The following is a 23215-nucleotide window of genomic DNA, read 5'->3' as shown; positions in this document are numbered from 1 at the left end:
TGCTCGTTCCTACCTCCTTTCTCTTATGCGTAAGGCTGTGAATCCGTTTCATGTTCCAACCAGCTTAGAGCTTCCTGTTTATAGGGAAGATACTCTTCTTCCTCCACTTCCCGCTCACCGTAGGTCACCTCATCAAACAGGAGGGCCAGCCTGTAGAATCGCTCTGCCCAATCCCGATTCACTTTACGCAGTTCATCATAATACTCCCAATTTGTTTTCCAGACCTTTGCTTCGAGATAGTCTCTTTCATGAAAGTATAAAAGGAGGGCCAGGAACATATGACGGGTTGCCCTCGAATAATCTTCGAGCCCCTCTTGTTTATGAGCTTCGTCTAAATGTCTCTCGTAAGACCACTCCATCTCATTCATGGACTGCAGTGGTTTATTCGAGCGGAATTTCCGCTTTCGGACTCCATTCCGAATGGCAAAGAATGCAACAACGAGGAGAATGGCCACTGCAATGACAATCAACATGATCAGGATGCCTGATGCCGCCCCGTCTGTCGGTTCAAGGGAAGGGAACAGTTTTCCCAGCTGTTCTGAAAGCCATTCCTTTGCCTTCCCCCACCAGCTGGCCAGCAGCCCCTGAGATCCATCACGATAGGCCTTATATTCCTCCCCATCCAAGATTTCTTCTAATTGATCTCTTGCTCTATTTTCATTCAACATCTTTTTCACCTAGCTTTCAGATCAAAAGCCCGGAAGCATGAGGTTTCCGGACCCAGACTGGTTACTTCGATTTTTCAACAAAGCTATTGGATTCCGTTGTAATCATCGATCATTTCATTCAAATCATCTGCATCATGTCTCGTTTTAAGATCAAGGAACATAACCCCGAATCCGACGGCAAACAGCATCGACGTAAATAAAGTTACAACGTTTATAATCATGCCGTACAGGACACTATTCCCTAAGACCAGTCCAAACGTCAATTCGAAGGCAGAACTTACGATTCCAATGATCAAGCCGAAAACAATGAATAATCCAAGAAGGGTCCATCCACGTTTCTTCGTCAGCCTCCAGCTCCTGCCGAGACCGGGTGCGTCATTTTCTATGGCTGCCGCTCCAAAGTAGAAGCTCCAACGCGTTAATAGGTAAGCTACTGCAACCGCGAATGCAAGCAACAGGACAACCCCTGCGATCACAATCCCGACGCCCGGCTCCAGAAGTGCAGCACCGAATACTCCGGCAAAACCAAATATGAAAATCGGAACAAAAACGATACCGAATACGATCACACCGAATAGGAGACTGCTTCCGATAATCGGCCAAAAACGGATGAATGCTTCCTTGATCACAAGCTTCACCGTAAATTCTTCATTTTTCCTCATATGATTAAGGGCAAATAAAATCGCCGCCTGAGCGATTGGAGCCAGAATTATACTGATGAGTCCAATAAGACCTGTACCAAGCTCTGCTGCCAGATTTACTTCCTGTACCTCTTCAGCAGTAAACTCGCCTGAAAAGCTGTTGACTATCCCATCGAACCAGGTTTCCCCTGTACCGACGGTTCTAAAAAAACTGACTCCTGCTGCCAGTTCAATGAGTGCCTGCAGTAAATAAACCGGCCCTAACAGAATAAGGAAAATAAGAAAAAAGTCTTTAAAGCGGTTCTTGCTTAATCGAAATGTGTGGTCCAGTATTTCACCGAACCCTTTAGGCTTACTGAATTTTGCGTTCACGTTATATCCCCCTACAGGTTATTTTTCAATATTTGACAATATATCGCTTATTCTACCATTATTCCTCCTTCCGTTGATGAAAGAATTGTATTTCTTTCATACTTGTTACCCAAAAACATCAAGCCTTAATAGATATATATTTCACGTTGGAATTCTGATGCTTTTCCTTTGAAGATGAAAGGTAGAATTGCTTTCTCCTTCTCTATACGAAAAAGTGACCCAAAAAGTTTTCTTTTTGGGTCACTTTGCACGATTATTTAACTAAATCATGTTTAAAGGCATATATTACAGCTTGTGTTCTGTCTTGTACACCCAGCTTCGAGAGGATATTGCTCACATGGGTTTTCACTGTTTTCAGGGCGATGAATAGTTCATCGGCAATTTCCTGGTTCGTTTTCCCTTGCGTCATCAGGAGAAGGATTTCCAGTTCACGATTGGTTAGTTCCTCATGGGGATGAGAAACGGTCTTCTGTCTCATGCGGGTCATCATTTTCCCTGTAACTTCCGGTTCAAGAATCGATTGGCCGTTATACGTCTTACGAACCGCTTCTGCAATCTCACTTGCTTTCGACGTTTTCAGCATATAACTGACCGCCCCCGCTTCCAGGGCAGGGTATACCTTATCATCGTCTAAGAAGCTTGTGACGATGATAATCTTCGCTTCTGGCCACTCTTGAATGATTTCCTTCGTCGCTTGAATGCCATCCATCTCTTTCATCACAAGATCCATGAGAATAATATCCGGGCGCAGCTCCAGAGCAAGCTGGACGCCTTCTTTTCCATCTGACGCTTCCCCCACAACATCGATATCCGCCTGAGCAGATAAATAAGAAGAGACCCCGATCCTGACCATTTCATGATCATCGACAAATACCACTTTAATCATTATTTTCACCTTCATTCTCCACAACGGGAACCTTTACTTCCAAGCGTGTTCCCTTATTCGGTACACTGATGATTTTAAACGTACCACCGATTTCAATGGCTCGCTCCCTCATATTCTGAAGCCCATAGGAGCTTGTTACTTTTGATTCATTCACATCAAAGCCCTGACCATCATCCACTACCCGTAAAATAATGATCGATTCCCTTTTAATCAATCGAATATCCAAGGAAGTCGCCTTCGCATGTCGCAGGGTGTTTGACACCGACTCCTGCAGAATTCTGAAGAGATGATCTTCGATTCCTTTATCAAGGCTCATGTCTTCTATTTTCCACTCGATATCAAGGGGGACCTTCTGAGCTAATTCGACTAATAATTCCTTCATTCCTTCTTGAAGATTCTTTCCTTTTAACGCAACGGGGCGAAGATGAAGGAGGAGTGCCCTCATTTCAAGCTGAGACTGATGAATCATCTGCTCCACCATTCCAAGCTGCTTCTCTTCATGTGGAGTTCGGCCGGATGATGGTGTTTCCGTGATGGCCGACATCAGCATGGATGCTGCAAACAGTTGCTGACTGACCGAGTCATGCAATTCTCTCGCCAAGCGGTTCCGCTCCTGGGAAACGATTTCCTGGATTCTCTTTTCCTGCTCCTCTGCCTTTTCATTGGCAAGCTTCTGGGAATATCGCGCTTGATCCGTTAAATGTTTTCCTAACGCATCGACCTTTTTCCAAACCTGCTGAACTTCCGTGGTTGCCGTTTCAGGGAGTGTGATCGAGCGGCCCTGCTCTACATTCATAAGGGCATCTTCTATCTCCCTCAGCTGCCGTTTATCCTTCACCCCTGTCCGGATGCCAAACACGATTCCGATAAGGATACTTACAACGAGGATAAACCCTGCTCCCGGTATATCCATGATTTCCACTTCCCATAGCAGGGACCAATCCTCTAAAGGATACAAATAAAAGAATGAAAGAGATAAAAAGACCACCAAACCAAGAGAAAAGAGAATGCCTGCTGCGATCTGCTTACTGACTGTACTCATATTCTCTTCACCTCTAAATCACCAATCCACATAGAGGTTACAATCTTCACCCGCTGGACAGCCGTATCATAGCCTGGCGTTTGATAATAAAGGGACTGATTGATCGCTTTCGGCTCCACTTCTTCAAAAACCTCAATCGAACCGGCAAGTACCGAGTGATGAACACTCACTTCCACATCATACGGAATCAATATTTCAATATTGCCTAAAATGTTTCGAATTGAAACGACGGACGTCCCTTTAGGAAGCACCGTATTTCCAATGTCGATGACCGAGTCTCCAATCACACCCTGGATGTTGATATCATTCCATTCATATACGTCTTCCGGAGTCCGTTTCGGCCCGAACCATTCGTTTTGAAGAGCGGACTTTTTCATGACGAGTGGTTCACTTGTGTGGGTGAACGTTTCCTTAATCGCCGGAGTGATGTATTTAGGATGTTTCTTCGAATCAGCAAAACGGACAATGATAAATAGAAGAATGGCAAACAATAAAAATTTAAATGCTACGGTATTAAAGAGATTGACCGCTAAGCTGATGATCCCAAACCACAGCAGGAGCTTTCCAAGAGTACTCGGAAGCTTCTTTCTTCCAATATAGATACAGAAGGCCGCAATCGAGAGAAAGACGAGAACCCCCCCATCGTAGAATGATACTTCCAACAGTATTAAAAGGGTTCCTATTAAAATGATCCAGCTGATCCCATCTGAGCGTAAACGATTGAACAAGGGGGTTCCTCCTTTCTGGTTATGTATTTTTTATGAATGAAGATTATCCGACAAGAGGTTCATATTATTTGATGATAAAACGGGGTGAACCCGGTTGGGCTCCCCCTTTTTTATCGTTATTATGTTTTTCTTAACCTAGAATACCATGTTTTATGAAGGAATGGCTTCCGTTTCCTCTTTTTTTACTTCTTTTTCTAATTTAGCGATCTTTGCATCGATCGTATTTCGATAATAAGAGGAGTTCACACCATGCTCTAAATGATCTAAGTATGTTTCAATTTCATCGAATTTAGAGAACGCCTGGTTGTTATAACCGGAAGAAGATTCAAGCACAGAATTCACCTTGTTATGGGCACGGGCAATATTCTCTCTTCCCATCAGCTCCATCCGCTTGATGTACATATCCTTTAGCTTGTGTTTCATCTCTTCATATTTTCTCTCAAGTTCCTCAAGCTCTTTCGTCGCTTTCAACTTGGATTCCTGGATGCGTACGGCACGCTCTTCATAGTATTTTTGTTCCTGCAGGGCAAATTCATACAGACCCTCTTCATTTGCCTTCGATGCAACCTCAGCCTGGTATTTTCGTTTGTCAGCTAATGCAGAAGCCTGCTGATACTCTTTTTGAAATTCTTCTTTTAATAGATATTGTCTTTCCACAAGCTTACTTACTTTTTCTACTTCCTGCTCACACTGTCTTAAATAATGATTTAACACAGCTATTGGATTTTTCTTTTCCTTTTTATCTAATGCTTCGTGCAGGTCGGACATGACTGTATTTTTAATTCTTTGAAATAGGTTTGCCATAGTGAAATCTCTCCTTTAGTTTTTTAATTGAGACCATTCTCTTTCAAAATTAGTGAATGGATCCGATGATTTTTCTTCTATAATGACTTCTTCTTTTTTCCAGTTCTTGTAGATCACATACAGAACGTATAGAGCAACCAATCCGATGATCGCCGGGAAGTTGGATATCGAAGCACTGAATGCCGCAAGACCGATCAATGCCCATAAGATCTTCTTCATTGTGGAATCTGTTTTCACAAACCCTTTAAAGCTGTAATACATGATCACTAAAGAGATGGCGAGCCCTACGATCGGTCCCAAATTGGCAAGCAGGACAATGGCTGCAATCCCTCCAGCTAAGAGCAATCCGAATTTTTTCATTTGTTGTTGCCTCCTTTCTTCTTCATGTCTCTATCCTATCTATTTTCCGGATTTCCCATAACGAGCCTGAGCTTTATTTTCGTATCAGACTTGAGGCTTAGGAGTGGTAGGACTTGTCGTTTTATTGATGTTTTGGCGGAGGGATCGCGAAGTTTGTCGTTTGTTGGTGTTTGACGGAGGGGTTGAGAAGTTTGTCCTTTTTATAGAACGGTCGATAAACCACAACAACAGTCGTTCCACTACAAAAATAAGGTCCGTCCCCAAAACGGAACGGACCCTACCAGCATTATTCTGTTAACTCAAGAAATTCTTCCACATCGGCTATGCATAGCTTGATCCCTTTTTCCCAGAAGGCTTCTTTGGTGATGTCTTCACCGAGGTGCTTCATGGCCAGTTCTTCGACATTCATGACCGCTGTGTCACGGAGTAATGCCATGTAATTTTCTTCATAGCTTTCATCCGATTCCAGTGCTTTGGCGTAAATACTCAGTGAGAACAAGTATCCAAAGGTGTATGGGAAGTTATAGAACGGCACTCCTGTAATATAGAAATGGAGCTTCGATGCCCAGAAGCGCGGATGAACCTCTCCTATGGAGTCTGAGAATGCTTCCTTCTGAGCGTCCACCATCAGTTCGTTGAGTTTATCAGCAGATACAATCCCCTTCTTACGTTCTTCATAGAAACGTGTCTCAAATAAGAAACGGGCATGGATGTTCATGAAGAACGCGACACTCCTCTGCAGTTTATCTTCCACCAGGGCAATCTTTTCGGCCTTCGTCGCCGCTTCTTTTACGGCAGCATCCGCCACGATCATTTCAGCAAAAGTGGATGCCGTCTCCGCCACATTCATGGCGTAGTTACGATTCAATGTGTGCATCGGTTTTAATGCATAAGAATGAAACGCATGCCCTAACTCGTGTGCAAGGGTGGAGACATTCGACATTGAGCCTGAATACGTCATGAAGATACGGGATTGATCACTTAACGGGAAGGATGTGCAGAATCCACCCGGACGTTTTCCGGATCGGTCCTCCGCTTCTATCCATTGGTTCTCAAATGCTTTTTCAGCAAACTGGGCCATCTCTTCTCCGAATCGGGAGAACTGCTTTAGAATGAATTTTGCCCCATCGTCATATGACATGGTACTCGTCGACTCTGCCACGGGTGCGTCAAGGTCATACCAATCGAGTCGGTCTTTCCCGATTAGTTTTGCTTTTCTCTCCAGGTACTGGACGAAAGGCTGTTTGTGCTTTGAAATAGCTCCCCACATGGCATCCAGCGTTTCTTGCTTCATACGATTATATTCGAGGGGCTCCTTCATCAATTCGTCCCAGCCACGCTTCTTATAAACATTCAAGCGAAAGCCGCCCAGGTGATTAAGCGTCCTTGCAAAGAGTTCCTCATTTTGTTCCCAGGCATTCTCTAATTTTTCAAAAACCTCTTTGCGCGTATTGGCGTCTGGACTGGAGAGCAGATTATTCGCCTGACCAACCGATCGCTTTTTTCCATCATGTTCAATCTCCATGGCCCCCACGATCGTGTCATACATCTGTCCCCAGCCGTGATAGCCATCGACAGCTAACGCCTGGATAAGTGACTCTTCTGTGCTGGATAACTTATCTTTCGCTTTTTGTCTCCACTCATTGAGGACGAATGTAATTTCACTCAGTTGATCATGTTGAAGCAGTTCATTCCAGACCTCCTCTCTGCAATCCGAAAGCTGCTGCTGAAACTTTGTAAAAGTAGAAGAAAAGTCCGCACTCAGGCTTGTGACTTCCCCGCGGAGAGAATCTGCTTTTCTGTCATGCATATTTTGAGCTTCAAGACAGCTCACGAAAGCACCTGCCTGACGCAAATACAGCATCACTTCTTTTGCTTCTTCTATAAGCTTCCATACCAGGTCAGCATCACCAGCCGATTGTGGCGGATGGAAAGCGAGTGCATTTTCTTCAAAGTCATTTTTCTTTTTTTCTAACGTATCGAGATGCCTTCTGAATTCCGGTGATTCACTTCCTCCTTGAAAAAAAACATCCAAATCCCAAACATCCGAATATGTATGATTTGTACGGTCCATAATGTCCCCCTAATAAATTTTCTCATTGTCCCTATCCTATTTCTAATTCTCGATAAATCCCTTAAATCCTTCCTGATCTTTCACTAATCCTTTTTTCCTAACTCTCTTCATTTGGTTTTTAATATGATAAGAGTGGAATAGTATATAACACCACTACTTACAGGGGGTTACACGCAATGAAACTGATCTTGAATATGTTAGCATTCGCTTTAGTGATCGTGATGAATACGCTGGCTGTGACTTTGCCTTTGAATAATCAATCGACAGGGGAAATCAGTGACAGGCTTGATATCATGATTACTCCTGCAGGGTATGTCTTTTCCATTTGGAGCCTGATTTATCTGCTGCTTGCGATATGGATCATCCGACAATTCCCTAAAGACAGAAGAGATCTCCCTCTTTATCAGGAAACAAGCGGACTTTTCATCCTTAGCTGCTTATTGAATTCAGCATGGATATTCGTTTGGCATTACAATTATTTTCTCGTTTCCGTATTTATCATGATCGGACTCCTATCAACTCTCATTGCCCTTTATAGACGGGTGAAGAGCACAGGTCCGTCCCTCTTGGATAGAGCCCCTTTTTCCATTTACTTAGGATGGATTTCCATTGCCACGATTGTCAATATCACGTATTACTTAACGGATATTGGCTGGAATGGGTTCGGCATTTCTGAATGGGTGTGGGCTTATCTTGGACTGCTTGTCGCTACGGTACTCGCGTTCTGGTTCCGCATCGGGCAGCATGACTTGCTTTATCCACTTGTATTTGTTTGGGCATTTGTCGGTATCGGAGTAAAGAACTTGGCAGAACACTCAACCTATGCCTATACTGCCTACGCACTCGCCGTTATCATCCTCATTCTTGACCTGGTCTACAAGAGAACACGACAATCCTAATGTGCACGAAGGTCCGTCCCTCGGGCCTTTTTTTTGTATAGGAAGCCTTCCGATGACTTACATTAAGTGATAGGGGGTGTAGTGTATGAACCAGCAGAAGAAGAATGTCACTCGTTCCGGAACGGATATTGATGAAGTCAAACGACTCAATCAGCATTCAGGGCTGACATATAATCAGGTGAAACAGTTATTAGGGGAGCAATATAGTGGAAAGAAATAAAGGATTGCAAAAAGAAAGCGTCGACTTAGTCGGCGCTTTCTTGATTCGTTTCATTTTGAGCTTTTATGATTTCTTTTTCACGTTGAACCGTAAGCTTCTCCTGAATTTTATTCTTTTCCTTACACGGCTGGGTGAGACTGACTATCACATCTCCCTGCTCAATCTTAGGAGAAGTCCCTTCAGTAAAGAACTCGATTCTTCCTGTAGGTTTAAGGGCAAACATCAATAACGTATTTTCATCCCGCTCCTGCAGGTAAGATTCGAAGGTGTACTTTTCAGTAATATTCGTTTTTCTGAATACGTCTCCCCTCTCAACACGCTTGTTCAGTTCTTCCCACGTTACGTGGTTTTGGAATAAAATCCGTCCCCCAATCGTATGAACCATGTCTTCAAGATCATCGTCCCTCTGGCTCCGCAGACTCAGTTGGAACAGGTTATTACGGCCAATCTCTGGAACAAATGTCGTACAAACCAGAGCGTTGTATGAATCCAGCTCCGTAGCCGCAATCATGTATTCATACGGCGTCATATCGAGATAGTATTCCGTTTGTTCGGATAAGATTTCACCACGGTAGAATGGGATTCCCGCTTTTCTGACTGAAAACAATCGCTGCCAGGATGAATCCGAAATTAAGACTGGAATCTTCAGGTCTTGAAGGGTCTTGGCAAATTCAGTACTGAATTTACTTCCTCCCACAATCATAACCCCCGGTCTTTCATCAATGGCAAGGTCCAATTTCTTCGCCAGCCATTTAATGGAGAAGCCATGTGCACATACTGTAGAGAAAACGAGTGCAAAAGTTAGGGACGTCAGTATAGCCGCATCTTCAAAGCCTTTCTCTAATAGGACTGAAGCAAAATAACTTGAGACCGTCAGTGCGACAATTCCCCTTGGGGCAATCCACCCAACAAGTAACTTCTCCTTATTAGAGAGGTCCGTCCCTATCGTAGATAACCAAATCGATAATGGTCTGACAATGAATAACATAAGAAGCACAAACGCGACGATGTTCCAGTTAAAGATTCGTAATAGCGTATCTACGGTTAACGATGCTGTCAGCATGACGAAAATCGTAGAAATGAGCAGAACCGAAATATTTTCTTTGAAGTGACGCATATCGTCAATGGATGAGATATGCATATTCGCAAGCGTCATCCCCATGGCGGTCACCGCTAACAGTCCTGTCTCGTGGGTGATCTGATCTGAAATCGTGAAGCAGGCAAGTACAAGTGCAAAGACAACAGGTGATTTCAGGAACTCAGGCACATGTCCATTTTCAAATATAAATCCTGTGAATTTCCCCAGGGCCCATCCAAAGACCACTGCAAATAGGGAAGCTGCAAAGAAGAGTAATAAAGTTAATCCCGTGACATCATCGCTTATAAGAAAATTAATAATTTCAAAAGCAAAAACGGCAAGCAGTGCACCGAAAGGATCTACGACGATCCCTTCCCATTTCAGGATAGCTGCCGGTCTTGGTTTCAGCTTCGCCTGTCTGAGCAGCGGCAGGATAACGGTTGGACCGGTTACGATGAATAATCCACCAATCACAAAGGACACAGCCCAGGACAAACCGGCTACATAGTGAGCACCGAGTGAACCTAATATCCAAGCGAGTAAAGCTCCAAAGGTCACAATTCTAAATAAAGGCTTGCCTAATCCCTTTACCTCTCGAAAATTAAGATTTAAGCTTCCTTCAAAAAGGATGATGGCAACTGCCATGGATATAATGGGTTTAAAGACTTCACCAAAATCGTCCTTTGGATTAATGAGACCAAATATAGGACCCACCAGCAATCCGACAATCGACATGACGACGATGGCAGGAAGCCTGAATCTCCAGGCGATCCACTGGGAAGCGATCCCGAGTACTCCGACTAACATGATGTTGAATAAAATAGAATCGATCATAGCTTTCTCCTTTGAAGGTTATGAAATCAGCCATCATAACAGTAGATAGTATGTACGTGTTTCCAGGATAAAAGATTTGTCCCTCTTTGTGCAAAACAAAGAGGTTCAAAAGGGCACATTGTGTTTTTTATAGTTTACATTTTAATTGCCGATTTTAACCAGAGAGTCGTTTCCAATTCTCTGCAGATCGTAAAATAATGAAGCATGGTGATCAGAACGGCTCCCGCATTCATGCCAAGAATGACTCCTTCCATTCCATAACGGGATCCGAGCAAGTATATCAGTGTAAAAGAAAATACACTCGACCATATGGTATGAAGGAGGGCATCTTTCACCAATCCCAGTCCGATCAAAAAGGCTTGGAGTGGAAACACCAGGAAATGAAACAGAAAATACGGCCAGAGCAGCTTCAAATAATAGGCCGATGCCATAGAATGAAAGAACGTTTCTGTAATATAATCCCCAAGCAAATAGTATATGAATACGGCAGGAATCCCATATCCTAATGTAATCCACATGACTTGCTTAAGATGGGTCAGGATCCCATCAAAGTCCTTTGATGATACTTTTTCCGATACAGTCGGAATTAACACGATTAACATCGAAAAGGCAATAAATGATGGGAAGAAGCCGATGGTAAGGGCAATACCAGCCAGCATCCCGAAATGCTCATTCGCTTCCAGAGCTCCCATACCTGAAAGAACTAGCGCCCATTTGATCAAAAATGGCTGAACCGCATGGGTGAGAGCGTGGAAAATTCGCAACACGGTCGTCGGTATCGATACAGATAATACTGACTTTCTCATTTCAATTGTTGATAATGTAGAATGGCTCTTCTTTCTTTTACCCCTAATCTCGAGAACGTAAGCATGAATTAAATAAACAAAAACGACCGCTTCACTGGCAATCAGTGTCCCAAGGGCTATGAAGATTGACGTGTTGATACCAAACGAGAGAAAATTATAGATCGAAACTAATAAAAATAGCTGAATGCCTTTACGCAGAAAATTAGCCACTGCAATTTTGCCCATCTGCTGGATCCCCATAAAATACCCTCTCGTAATCGAGGTAAACGCAACAATGGGAATCACAATCAAGATGAGCCAGCGAATCCCTGGATGGTATCCCTCGAACAAAGGAGTCCAGGCATATATAAGGACCATAAGAATTAAGAGCATGCACGTCGTGATGACTGCAAATCGAAAAGCATAATGAAGCATGCCCCGATGATACTTTTCTTCCCGTTCGGCAAAGAACTTGGAAAGACTGATCGGCAGCTCCATGCTTGATAAAATCACAATCAGAAACACAGTCGGCAGGATCGACATATATGTGCCAAGACCTGCTTCCCCAAGCTCACGAGCCAAAATCATATTAATCACAAACTCCAAACACTCACCTAAAAAAGCCGTCACCACCAGCACCAACGTACCCCTTAAAAACAAACTCATATGTTTGCACCCTGCCTTTGTTTTAGATGGTCTATTCTATGATGGTTGTCCCGGTAATATGTGAAGGGGTGCCTGTCGATGATGGAGTTAGTGCTTTTTTATCGGTTTTGTCATTCGCTTTAGAATGGTCCTGAGGGGTATTTTTTGAGGGTGAGGGGACGGTTGTGAGGTTGTTGCGGCACTTTTGGCGTTTGTTCCGGCATTTTTGGCGTTTGTTGCGGCACTTTCAAGCAAAGTTGTGCCAGTTTGGCCGTTTGTTGTGCCACTTTCAGGCAAACTCGTGCCACTTTTTCGATTTGTTGTGCCACTTTCGGGGAAACTCGTGCCAAATTGTGAACAAACCGAACAACCACTAGGCTATCTATTTTCAAAACAAAAAGCAGCCCTCTCCAGGACTGCTTTCAATCTTTTATCTAATAATGAATGTAGCTATAGAGTGAGAAGGGAGCGTAGTAGTCATCGATCCCTCGGCACAGGAAAGTGAAATTTCTTCATCCCCACTATTCGCATTCATCACAACCACTACAATCTCCCCATCTGGATTTTCAAAGGAAGTAGCCAATACAGAGTCATTTGAAACATGACACCCAATACGTCTCGCTCCCGCTTTGATATATTTACTAAAATGACCGATGTAGTAATAAGAGCTGTTATAGTGAACTTCATCTTTAGTGGTATCTACGATGACCGGCGCATCACAATAGTTCCCTACATGATTGGGTCCGCCTTCTTCATTCAATACCAGATTCCAATCGATCCAGGCTTCAAGATAATTGTTCAAGTCACCGATGATATTTCTGCCATACCTCTCACCGGTATCCCATGAACCTACTTGGACCCCTCCTTCCATGCACCCTTCTGTAAAAATCAGATGCTTGTCCGGAAAAGCATGATGCACTTTAGAGAGATTTTCAAACTCCTCGGATACATACCAGTGCAAACCTGTTCCCCAGACGTATTTAGCTGCTTCAGGATCAGATAACACAGCATGGGCACGCTCATAAATCACATCACGATTATGATCCCATATGATGACCTTCACATCATCATGGCCATTTTCCGCCAGGGACGGACCTAAATGGTTTTTGATGAAGTCGCGCTCTTCTTCTCCCGTATATAGACAAGAATCCCAAACCTGCTTTGCTTCGGGTTCATTTTGGATCGTTACTCCCCAGATCCGGATCCCCTCTTCTTCCATCGCCTCTATATACTTTGAATAATAATCAGCCCAAACAGATTCATATTCTGATAAAAGTTTTCCGCCATTGTTCATTTCGCCGTTCGTCTTCATCCATGACGGCGGACTCCAGGGTGAAGCTACAATGGAAAGCTCTTCATCAGCCACTTCCATCGCCTCTTGAATAAGAGGAATCACAAGCTTCTTCTCCCGTTCGATGGAAAAGCTTTCTAACGACGTATCTCCCTCTTCCACATACGAATAGTTCCCTAATGAGAAATCACAGCTATTGATATGTGTCCTTCCTAAGCGATAGCCCAAGCCTTCTATCGGATCGAAGTAGCGGTGAATGATCTCTTTCCTTTTCTCAGGGCTGATGAGGGAAAGGCTGTGAGCCGCCGCTTCTGTGAATGCACCGCCAAACCCCAACATTTCCTGATATTTACATTCTGGATCAAGCTGTATATGGGTAGAAGCCTGACCTGCAGAAAAAGAAACCGGTTCTTTTTCAGAGAACCGATCTCCTGTTTCTTTGGCTGTCAAAATTACCTTTACTTGCTTCGCATTCATTGTGCAACTTCCTCAGCATTTGTATGATGGCCATGCTTCTCTTTATGATCCCGGATGATTTCAGCGTATCGGAAGGCGCTGTCCTTCCAAATTCGCTCCTGTGTATCGAAGTCGACATAAAGGATGCCAAACCGCTTATCATAACCAAAGCTCCACTCAAAATTATCCATCAGTGACCATAAATAATAACCCTGGATGTTCATGCCTTCCTCATTAAGGTCAGAAACTGCTTGAAGGTGAAGATTTAAATAATTAACACGTTCGTGATCATGAACTCTTCCATTTTCCAATACATCGTCATACGCCGCTCCGTTTTCCGTGATATAGATTGGCAGATCCGTATATTCCTGTCTCAGGCGGCGGATGAGGTCTTTGAATTCATTGGGCGCGATATCCCAGCCCATCCCTGTTTTCTCATAATCGGAGTAGGCTCCTTTGTGCATAAAGTCATGGGCTGCACTGAACTCCACGATCCCACGGCTGTAGTAGTTGATCCCGAAGAAATCACATTCCGTTGAAATCAGTTCCATATCCCCTGGTTTGATAAAGTCATAGGAATGGACGTATTTTGAGAACAAATTCATCATGTCTTTTGGATATTCGCCTTTGAATACAGGGTCAAGGAACCAGCGATTCGAATAACCATCTGCATTATTGGCAGCTAAAGCATCGTTCACGGAATCCGTATTTGGATACACCGGTGATAGGTTCAGTGTAATACCGATATCGGTTTGGGACTGGAATTCTTTCTTCAGCATCTCAACCGCTTTTCCGTGAGATAGCAGCATATGGTGGACCGCTTTTACTGCTTCATCCATATTGGTATGACCAGGAGCATGGACCCCTTGATGATAGCCTAGGAAACCTGCACACCAAGGCTCATTATGGGTGATCCATGAATCAACGACCGCATCAAGTTCTGTGAAGCATGCTCTTGCATATTCCAAGAACCATTGTACGGATTCACGATTCACCCATCCGCCTTCTTCATGAGCCCAAACCGGTAAGTCCCAATGATACAACGTAACAGCAGGTTTGATTCCTTCTTCTTGAAGTCTTCTCGCGAGCTTTTTATAAAAATCCATACCTTCCTGATTGTATTTCCCCTTTTCAGGAAAGACCCTCGGCCAGGCAATGGAGAAACGATACGTATCCACTCCAAGGCGTTTAATATGCTGGATGTCTTCTTCAAACCGGTGATAGTGATCACACGCGACATCACCATTATGCTGCTTGTATACTTTCCCTGGAATGTCACAGAACATATCCCAAATGGACGGTGTTCTTCCCCCTTCCTGATGTGCCCCTTCAATTTGATACGATGATGTTGCGGTTCCAAAGGTAAATGTTTTATCGAAATGCATATGTTTTTCTCTCCTTTATTCTTTGATCGATCCTGCTGAGATGCTGTTGACGATATATTTTGATAGAAATAGGAATGCAATCATGATAGGGACCACTGAAATCGCGATACCTAAATACATCGATCCTAAATTTTGTGCCACTTGAGATCCTTTCAAGAATCCCATTAATACTGGCAACGTATATTTCTCAGGTGAGAACAGTATCACGAGTGGCATGATGTAGTTATTCCATGAGCCGATGAACGTGAAAATCGACATCGTTGCAACAGCCGGCATCATGATCGGAATCGCCACTGTATGGAAAATCTTGAACTCACTTGCACCGTCGATACGGGCAGCCTCGATTAAACTCGGATGCAGGGTCGTTTTGATGTATTGTCTTAGGAAGAACACAACAAACGGACTTGCAATGGTAGGTACGATCAGCGGGATGAAGGTATCTAATATCCCAAGGTTCTTACTTAATTCATAAAAGCCGATAAGACCCAATTGTCCTGGAACCATCATCATCACAAGCATGAAGACGAATAAGAAATTTTTCCCTCTGAATGTGTAAAATGCAAATCCATATGCAGTCAACGCTGAGAAATATCCTGATAATACGGTTGTGAGGACAGAGATGATCAGACTATTCTTGAAACCCGACCAAATATTTACGTACTCCATCATATTGGCATAGTTTTCGACTAAGGAACTGCCTGGGAGCAAGGTGAATCCTGAAAGAATTGCTTCATTTGATCTTGTTGCATTCACAAGCATCATCAGGAATGGGATGAAGCAAACAATTGCCATCAACACAAGCAGGGTATAAATGATGCTCTTCACAATGGTATTTCTGGTCTTTAGTTTGGACTCATGTGGCAGAAGTTCAGGCTTTGATTTTTCTGCCTTCTGGGACTGTACATTTTTTTCAACGGCTGTTTTTCCCAACATGCTTTACACCCTCCTTGCTTGTTTGCGTTCATTTCCGTACATCCCTTTAAAGACAATCGCTGAAAAGATCAGGGTGATGACAAACAATCCATATGCAACAGCTGATGCATATCCATAATTGTTAAACTTGAACGCTTGATTGTACAGATACAGAACCATCGTGTTCAGTGATCCATCCGGGGAACCGATTCCGTCTGTCAGAAGCATCGGCAGATCAAACAGCTGAAGGCCGCCGATCAGGGATGTGATCATGATATAGAGTAAGATGGGTTTCAATAAAGGTATCGTGATTTTCGTAAACGTCTGCCACCTGTTGGCTCCATCGATCAATGCAGCCTCATAATAGTCTTTCGATATACCGGAAACACCCGCCATGACAACAATGAACGAATGGCCGAACCACATCCAGGTTAGGATCAGGGATACAGAAAGCTGGGCAGTCGCGGGCTCGTTCAGCCAATTAATCGGTTCTGATATAAGACCTATATTTAATAGAATCATATTTAATGATCCATGCTGCCAGTCCAGCAAGATACCAAACAGCAGAGCGACTGAACTAATCGTGATTAAATTAGGTAAATAAAAGATCGATCTGAAAAATGCCAAACCTTTCAACTTCATTCTCATATCAGAGAAGATTAATGCGAGTACAAGGGCAAGACCAATTTGCAGGGCAAAGTTTATTCCCCATATTTTCCATGTGTTAAAAAATGCTTCCACAAAATAACTGTCCGAGAGTAAACGGGTATAGTTTGCAAGACCGACAACCTCTGCTGTCCCGCTCCCTGAATAGTTCGTAAAGCTGTAGTAGAAAGTAAGCGCAACGGGATAAATACTAAATATCAAAAAGATGATCCAAAACGGGGCAATAAATACATAACCATATCGGTCTAATTTCTTCATTCCCCAGCCCCCCTTAGTTGTTAGTAGATTGGGCAAGTGGCATGGTCCATGCCACTTGCCCTTGATTTTTACGTGTTAATTTTTTGGTACTTTTATGTCCGGATATGCGTTTTGTGCTTTTTTATAGAATTCTTGAATGGCTTCTTCTTTGGATTTCTTCCCGTCTACGTACTGCTGAACAGCGTTTCCATAGAACGTATCAAGCTGCTGGTCGTATTTTGTTACAATGCCAGGCTCGATTTCTTTCGCTTGCTCAAGGAAGAATTGATAGTTATTTTGACCGCCAAGGAATTCGTCACTGAAATCATCCTTGATTTCGTTTGTTACAGGCAGGTAGGACAGAACATCCCCTGTTTCTTTTGCCCAATCTGTCAGGAACTCATCTTCTTGAGTCATCATTTTTACAAAGTCATACGCAAGCTCTTTGTTCTCTGACTTTTCGTAAACCCCTAACCATGTTCCACCCCAGAAGTATGGGCTTGGTCCATTCGTTACTGCCCAGTCCCCAGCAGATTCCTTCACGTTTGTTTTCAGAACGCTGTGAAGACCCCATGTAGGAAGAACATACGAGAATACTTGGGTTTCTTTCTCTTTACCGTTTTCTTTTACCTTGATTGGCTTATCCATTGCTTCGAACCACGATGGAGACCACTCAGGAGCAAGTGCCGTATAGCTGTTCTCACGGAGTTTTTTAGCATAATCCATAAACTCGATCTTCTGTTCAGTCAGCTTTAACTCATTCTTGTCGTTCACCCAAGGTTGTGGATTGTCTCCTTGCGAGAACCAGCGGATGGACCCTTCATCAGGGAACATGCTGTAGCCTTTTTCCTTCATCTTCTCTGCTACTTTGAATACATTGTCCATGGAGTTAAGCATGTTGCCTACTTCAGTTGGATCATCTGTACCAAGTACCTCTTTAGCGATACTTCTCTTATAAAAAACTCCCCCTGGCGTCGTTTGCCATGATAGAGCTCTTACATTTCCGTCTTTATCTTTACCTAAGTCAAATACGTAAGGAACATATTTATCTTTGATTTCGTCTACATTGTATGGGTCCTCTGATAAGTTCTCCCAATACCCTGCATCTACCCATTGCTTAAGGAATGCAATTTCGCCAGTGAATACATCCGGCGCCCCTACTCCGCTTTCAAGAACAGGCTTTAATTTTGTCGGGTAGTCGGCAATCGGAACAATCGTCAACTCTACTTTCACACCATTTTTCTCTTCAAATTTCGTAATGGGTTTCTTTAATTCATCCGTGAATGACCAAATCTTCAAATCTACATCTTTACTTGATTTAGAATCACCTGATGATTTGGAATCTCCGGAGCAAGCTGACAACACCCCTGCCAGCAGTACAAGCGTCATAAATATTGCTAAAAACTTTTTCATCATTATCCCCCTTTGTTCTTTTTCAACAATATAGTTTCGAAAGCGGTTTCGATTCATTTCTTATAAAAATTCCGAAACCGGTTTCGGAATTACTAAAAAATAAAAATTAATTCTTTTTTTCTTTTTTTGGTGATGTACATGATTCTCTGATGATTAGTTCTACTGGAATGATTTCCGTTGTTATGAGTTTCTTTTTTTGAATCATCTGTTTAATTAGTAACTGTCCTGCCCGAGCACCGATTCTATCCGTGTCTTGTCTGACTGTGGTTAGTTTCGGAGTGACATAGGCTGACATTTCAATGTCATCATACCCGATGATCGAGATATCTTCCGGTATTTTTAATCCCTTTTCTTTAATGGCTTCCATTGCTCCAATGGCCATATGGTCACCTGCTACAAAAACAGCGGTAGGTGTGGTTTCCAGTTCCAGGAGGGACTCCATTGCTGCCCTACCTTCTTGAATGGAAAATAATCCGCCATTCACAAGGTATTCTTGATGAATCGGAAGGTTTAAATCATTCATGGCCTTAGAAAACCCTTTAATCCTTTGTGCTCCTGCATCGATCTTTGGATCTCCTGATATATGAGCGATTCTTGTATGGCCCAATGAATGAAGATAGTTTACGGCAAGCCTTCCTCCCTCGATGTTATCGGAATAGACGACGCTGCAGTTCTGATTGCTCATATCAATCACGACAATCGGCACATGATTATTGATCATGTCTTGAACCTGCGGGTCGTTAGGATCTGAACAAATCACGACGATACCATCCACGGCACGGTACATAAAATGTTCTAAATAACTAGTATCCCGATTTCGTAGATTCCGAGAAGCAAAGATTAAATCATAGCCTTCCCGTTCTACATGCTTTCGAAAACTTTCAATGAGGGCGCTAAAGAAAGGATGTTTCATCCCGACCTCGTTGTCCTCAGCGAACATTACTCCGATCGTCCAGGATTTTTTTGTCGATAAAGACTGGGCGTGGGCATTTGGTAAATACCCCATTTCAGCTGCTGCCTCCAGGATTTTTTGTTTCGTTTTCTGACTCACATCTGTGTAATTATTGAGAGCTTTAGAAACTGTCGTACTGGAAAAACCAGTCCGTTTTGCTAAGTCATAGATTGTAACCATTGTTATCTCCTCTTCATCGAAAGCGCTTTCGTTAATGTTATTATAGTCCAGACTTTTGATGGAATCAATACAATTTTTAGAAAAGTTTAAAAAGTGCCGGAAAGTTTTTGCAATCGTGATGATGACGTGGTTTTTTTGTCATTTCATCAAGAATTGCCTCTCTTCTACGTAAACAACGCAGGTATTTTCTTTTTTGGAAGGTATGACAGGTGCTTGTTGTGCCAGTTTGGGGTAAACTGGTGCCACTTTCGGCAAAACTTGTGCCACTTTCCATCAAACTTGTGCCAAATTGTGAACAAACCCCCAAAAATACCCCAAACCCCATATAAAAAAACTACAAAAAAGCAGCCCCGCAACAGGACTGCCTTCCTCAACTTACTCTTTTACTGCCTTTCGCTTCCGTCGACCAATCTTCCCTTTCATTTTCATCAGGATTTCATACACGATCGGCACAACGACAAGTGTTAATAGTGTCGAACTTGTCAGACCGCCAATCACGGTTACGCCAAGTCCTTTCGAGATCAATCCACTTCCTTCAAGACCTAATGCCAATGGGAACAGTGCCCCGATTGTCGCAATTGCTGTCATAAGGATCGGGCGAAGTCGGGTGGCGCCGGCTTCCAGTAAAGCTTCCCTTGTGGATAGACCTTCGTTTTCTTTATGAATCACCCGGTCGATCAGGACGATTGCGTTGGTTACAACGATACCAATCAGCATGAGGGCACCAATCATGGAGGAAATACTGATTGTTTCTCCTGCGATCAATAGTCCAACCAATGCCCCGATGATCGTAAATGGCAGCGAGAACAAAATGGCAAATGGTGCAAGCCCTCCGCCGAATGTGATCACGAGGATCAAGTACACAATGGCAATGGCTGCAAGCATCGCTAATCCCAGTTGTGTGAAGGATTCCTGGATATCTTCTGTTACTCCACCCATGTCTACGTTGATACCGGCTGGCAAATCAAGCTCTTCGACTTCTTTTTGAATGGCTTGCGAAGCTTTTGATACATCATCCGATTTTAATTCTCCGCTTACTTGAGCAAATACTTTTCCGTCGCGTCGTGAAACAGTATCGGATGTCTTACCTTCCTGCACTTCAACGACGTCTTTAATCGGAACTTCAATGCCCAGTGGAGATTGAATCGTTTTGTCCGTCAAGTCGTTGATGCTTTCGTACTCTTCTTTCTCAACGTCTAAATAGACATTTACCTCTTCTCCATCCTTTTCAATGGTGGTGAGGACGGGACGTTGACGTGTCTGACCAAGTTCCATGGCGATTTGACCTGCTGTAAGGCCAAGCTCACTCAATTTTTCCTGATCTGCAATGAACGAATACTCATCGTACGATTCAGAGATACTTGATCCTACTTTTTTGAAATCTTTTTTATCTTCCATCATAGCTTGAATATCGTTTACGACAGGTTCGATTTCTTTCAGGGTTTCACCGTACACGTACACGACAATTTCATTGCTGCCGGCACTTGCGGAGAAGTCTTGTGAAGCCCATTCCCCTTTATCTGTTGTTTCTTGAAGTTTTTTAATGACTTGTTCTTTTTCTTCAGAGAAATTCTCTGTATCATCGCTGTATTGAACATAGAATATTGCATTGTTTGAGCTTCCCGGACTCATCGGGTTTTCCCCGCCAACCGAGTACTGAATCGTTTCAGTCCCTTTACGTCCTTGGAAATACTTTTCAGCTTCTTGAGCGATTTGATTTACATCTTCTTCAGTTTGACCAGGTTCCGGTTTATACGTGGCCATGATCATTTTTTCTTCGTCTGATGGCAGGAAGCTCACACCGATGAGCGGCACCAGGAACAAGCTTCCGACAAGCATCGCGACAGCCAGGAGTGACGTGATGATTTTATGGTTCAGCGTCCAATTTAATACGCCTTTGTACCAAATCGCTAAACGGCTTTGCTTTTCCACATGCTTCTTCCCGACACCTTTTTTAAACATCGAGTGAGCAAGCATCGGTACAATCGTTACTGCCACAAGAAGTGAAGCCAATAGGGCAAACACGATCGTCAAGGCGAATGGAAGGAATAGTTCCCCAATCATCCCTTGAACCAATCCTAACGGAAGGAACACAGCGATCGTTACAATCGTGGAAGACGCGATCGGAACGAACATTTCCTTTGTTGCTTCCCGGATCAATTCTTTTCCTTTAAGCAGTTCACCTTTCAGTGACATTCTTCTATAGATATTTTCTACTACTACAATGGAGTCATCGATTACCCGTCCGATGGCTACAGTCATCGCTCCAAGGGTCATGATATTCAATGTAATGTCCATTTGTTTTAAGAGCAATATCGCGATTAACAGCGATAATGGAATCGATACGACCGAGATTAACGTCGATTTAATATCCCGCAAGAATAACAGAATGATGATGACGGCAAATATGGCACCGAATAAAGCTTTATTCAGCATGGTGCTGACAGACTCTTCAATCGGTTCTCCTTGGTCAAAGGTAGAGATGATTTCAACCCCGTCCAACTCTTTTTCAAAAGCTTTCACTTCTTCTTTTACGGCATTCACAACGTCTACTGTATTGGCATCTGCTGTTTTCACCACTTGAAGTCCGATGGATTCCTTCCCATTGGTTCTGGAAATGGATTCGGCTTTCCCTTTCAGCTCGATATCAGCAATGTCTGATAGTTGTACGGTTGGGATCTTCATCCCCGCAGGTGCTTCCTGAGCCTGAGGCGTTTCTACAGGTGGACCTTGAGAAGCTTGACCACCAGGCTGTTGTCCTTGCGGCGCTTCCATACTCCCAGCTGAAGGTGTCACAGGGATCTTCATCTCTTTCAAATCTTCGATCGTTGTGATATTTCCATCAACCATCACAGATTTCTGACTGTCTTTAAACGTGTAAAGCCCTAATGGTGCTGTCACATCAGACCCTTTGATCATATTTTGGACCGTTTCTTCGGTTAAGCCGTATTGAGCAAGCTTTTCTTGATCGAAAACGACTTGTGCTTCTTGAACTTGTTGACCTGAAGCTTGAACAGATGCTACCCCGTCCACTCCTTCAAGTTGTGGTACGATGGCTTCTTCAACTGTTGATGTTAATTCAGCTAAAGATTGGTCTTCATTTGCAACACTCAGCGCAATGATCGGGAAAGCGTTAAAGCTCAGTCTTGAGACTTCCGGTTCATTGACCCCTTCTGGAAAAGAGAGATCCGAAAGAGCATCTTCCACTTCAGTCTTTGCTTCGTCCATATCTTTCGAAAACTTGTATTCTATCTGAACGGCTGAAGCATTTTGATAAGACGTGGAGCTGACAACATTAACTCCATTTAAATTCTTCAAACGTTTTTCAATTGGTTCTGATACCTTTTCTGCTACATCTTCAGGCGTAGCTCCAGGGTACACCGTCGTAACACTTACAATCGGTGTATTAATATTTGGCAAGGTTTCGAGTTTCATATTAAATCCTGAATATAAGCCAGCAATAATGACGATGATGGTCATTAACCATACGGCAAACTTATTCTTGAGTACGAAATTAATAATACTATTCACTCTTTATTCGTCCCTTCTCTCATTTTCTGACCGACTAGTCATAACACAATCTAATATAACTGACCGTACAGTCATAAGTCAATATAGTTATAAAATTAAAGGTTTATTTATTGTGACCAATCGGTCATAATAGAGTCAAGGAGTTTATCAAGGAGA

At 43.2% G+C, this 23215-nt stretch carries 20 protein-coding genes; 2 read left to right on the top strand and 18 right to left on the bottom strand.

The window, feature by feature from the left end:
• Positions 1 to 23: 23 nt before the first annotated feature.
• The 8 genes from ACFQWC_RS17340 to ACFQWC_RS17305 form a co-directional block, all read right to left on the bottom strand.
• Entirely contained in the window at positions 24 to 668 is a 645-nt protein-coding gene (locus ACFQWC_RS17340; RefSeq protein WP_299741516.1) for a DUF4129 domain-containing protein, read from the bottom strand.
• A gap of 83 nt (positions 669 to 751) precedes the next feature.
• Entirely contained in the window at positions 752 to 1681 is a 930-nt protein-coding gene (locus ACFQWC_RS17335) for a hypothetical protein (RefSeq protein WP_299741514.1), read from the bottom strand.
• A gap of 253 nt (positions 1682 to 1934) precedes the next feature.
• Positions 1935 to 2567 carry a response regulator transcription factor gene (locus ACFQWC_RS17330; RefSeq protein ID WP_299741511.1) on the bottom strand — a complete coding sequence of 211 codons (633 nt, stop codon included), beginning with the start codon at positions 2565 to 2567 and terminating at the stop codon, positions 1935 to 1937.
• Positions 2560 to 3609, bottom strand: coding sequence for a sensor histidine kinase (locus tag ACFQWC_RS17325; RefSeq protein WP_299741509.1), 1050 nt, complete (start codon positions 3607 to 3609; stop codon positions 2560 to 2562). Before ACFQWC_RS17325 ends, ACFQWC_RS17330 begins: the two co-directional genes overlap by 8 nt.
• The gene (liaF, locus tag ACFQWC_RS17320) at positions 3606 to 4337 is read right to left on the bottom strand and encodes a cell wall-active antibiotics response protein LiaF (protein WP_377108677.1); all 732 of its coding nucleotides are present in this window, start codon (positions 4335 to 4337) and stop codon (positions 3606 to 3608) included. The genes ACFQWC_RS17325 and liaF overlap by 4 nt, the downstream gene beginning before the upstream one ends.
• Positions 4338 to 4487: 150 nt before the next feature.
• The gene (locus tag ACFQWC_RS17315; RefSeq protein ID WP_149154424.1) at positions 4488 to 5141 is read right to left on the bottom strand and encodes a PspA/IM30 family protein; all 654 of its coding nucleotides are present in this window, start codon (positions 5139 to 5141) and stop codon (positions 4488 to 4490) included.
• A gap of 15 nt (positions 5142 to 5156) precedes the next feature.
• Positions 5157 to 5501, bottom strand: coding sequence for a lmo0954 family membrane protein (locus tag ACFQWC_RS17310; protein WP_148967341.1), 345 nt, complete (start codon positions 5499 to 5501; stop codon positions 5157 to 5159).
• Positions 5502 to 5787: 286 nt separating this feature from the next.
• Positions 5788 to 7575, bottom strand: a complete 1788-nt coding sequence (locus ACFQWC_RS17305; RefSeq protein ID WP_299741502.1) for a M3 family oligoendopeptidase — start codon at positions 7573 to 7575, stop codon at positions 5788 to 5790.
• A 176-nt stretch (positions 7576 to 7751) separates the two neighbouring features.
• Here ACFQWC_RS17305 and ACFQWC_RS17300 point away from each other — a divergent pair, with 176 nt between their 5' ends.
• Together ACFQWC_RS17300 and ACFQWC_RS17295 are read left to right on the top strand one after the other, a co-directional pair.
• Complete coding sequence (locus ACFQWC_RS17300) at positions 7752 to 8474, top strand: TspO/MBR family protein (protein ID WP_377108674.1); 723 nt, start codon at positions 7752 to 7754, stop codon at positions 8472 to 8474.
• Positions 8475 to 8559: 85 nt separating this feature from the next.
• Complete coding sequence (locus ACFQWC_RS17295; protein WP_262371838.1) at positions 8560 to 8694, top strand: hypothetical protein; 135 nt, start codon at positions 8560 to 8562, stop codon at positions 8692 to 8694.
• A 25-nt stretch (positions 8695 to 8719) separates the two neighbouring features.
• On the opposite strand, the gene ACFQWC_RS17290 is transcribed toward ACFQWC_RS17295, so the two are convergent.
• The 10 genes from ACFQWC_RS17290 to ACFQWC_RS17245 all read right to left on the bottom strand — a co-directional run bounded on the left by ACFQWC_RS17290 (position 8720) and on the right by ACFQWC_RS17245 (position 23059).
• Positions 8720 to 10606: a cation:proton antiporter gene (locus tag ACFQWC_RS17290; RefSeq protein ID WP_299741496.1), complete on the bottom strand. Its 1887-nt coding sequence runs from the start codon at positions 10604 to 10606 to the stop codon at positions 8720 to 8722.
• Positions 10607 to 10740: 134 nt separating this feature from the next.
• On the bottom strand, positions 10741 to 12057 hold the full coding sequence (locus ACFQWC_RS17285) for an oligosaccharide flippase family protein (protein WP_299741494.1): 1317 nt from the start codon (positions 12055 to 12057) through the stop codon (positions 10741 to 10743).
• Positions 12058 to 12176: 119 nt separating this feature from the next.
• The gene (locus ACFQWC_RS17280) at positions 12177 to 12365 is read right to left on the bottom strand and encodes a hypothetical protein (RefSeq protein WP_341357332.1); all 189 of its coding nucleotides are present in this window, start codon (positions 12363 to 12365) and stop codon (positions 12177 to 12179) included.
• Positions 12366 to 12466: 101 nt separating this feature from the next.
• Positions 12467 to 13804, bottom strand: coding sequence for a glycoside hydrolase family 30 protein (locus ACFQWC_RS17275; RefSeq protein WP_377108670.1), 1338 nt, complete (start codon positions 13802 to 13804; stop codon positions 12467 to 12469).
• Positions 13801 to 15168 carry a GH1 family beta-glucosidase gene (locus ACFQWC_RS17270; protein ID WP_377108668.1) on the bottom strand — a complete coding sequence of 456 codons (1368 nt, stop codon included), beginning with the start codon at positions 15166 to 15168 and terminating at the stop codon, positions 13801 to 13803. Before ACFQWC_RS17270 ends, ACFQWC_RS17275 begins: the two co-directional genes overlap by 4 nt.
• 15 nt (positions 15169 to 15183) lie before the next feature.
• Positions 15184 to 15960: a carbohydrate ABC transporter permease gene (locus ACFQWC_RS17265; protein ID WP_299742638.1), complete on the bottom strand. Its 777-nt coding sequence runs from the start codon at positions 15958 to 15960 to the stop codon at positions 15184 to 15186.
• 144 nt (positions 15961 to 16104) lie between these two features.
• Positions 16105 to 17004: a carbohydrate ABC transporter permease gene (locus ACFQWC_RS17260; RefSeq protein ID WP_299741488.1), complete on the bottom strand. Its 900-nt coding sequence runs from the start codon at positions 17002 to 17004 to the stop codon at positions 16105 to 16107.
• A gap of 75 nt (positions 17005 to 17079) precedes the next feature.
• The gene (locus tag ACFQWC_RS17255) at positions 17080 to 18396 is read right to left on the bottom strand and encodes an ABC transporter substrate-binding protein (protein ID WP_299742635.1); all 1317 of its coding nucleotides are present in this window, start codon (positions 18394 to 18396) and stop codon (positions 17080 to 17082) included.
• Between the two features lie 106 nt (positions 18397 to 18502).
• Positions 18503 to 19528 carry a LacI family DNA-binding transcriptional regulator gene (locus ACFQWC_RS17250; RefSeq protein ID WP_341357328.1) on the bottom strand — a complete coding sequence of 342 codons (1026 nt, stop codon included), beginning with the start codon at positions 19526 to 19528 and terminating at the stop codon, positions 18503 to 18505.
• 375 nt (positions 19529 to 19903) lie between these two features.
• A complete protein-coding gene (locus ACFQWC_RS17245; RefSeq protein ID WP_377108665.1) occupies positions 19904 to 23059 on the bottom strand; it encodes an efflux RND transporter permease subunit in 3156 nt (1051 codons plus the stop codon).
• Positions 23060 to 23215: the final 156 nt, after the last annotated feature.

The organism is Rossellomorea sp. GCM10028870 (assembly GCF_042666755.1).
GTDB lineage: Bacteria > Bacillota > Bacilli > Bacillales > Bacillaceae_B > Rossellomorea.
Note: the sequence above shows the minus strand (reverse complement) of the source record. Positions and strands in the feature narration are given on the sequence as shown.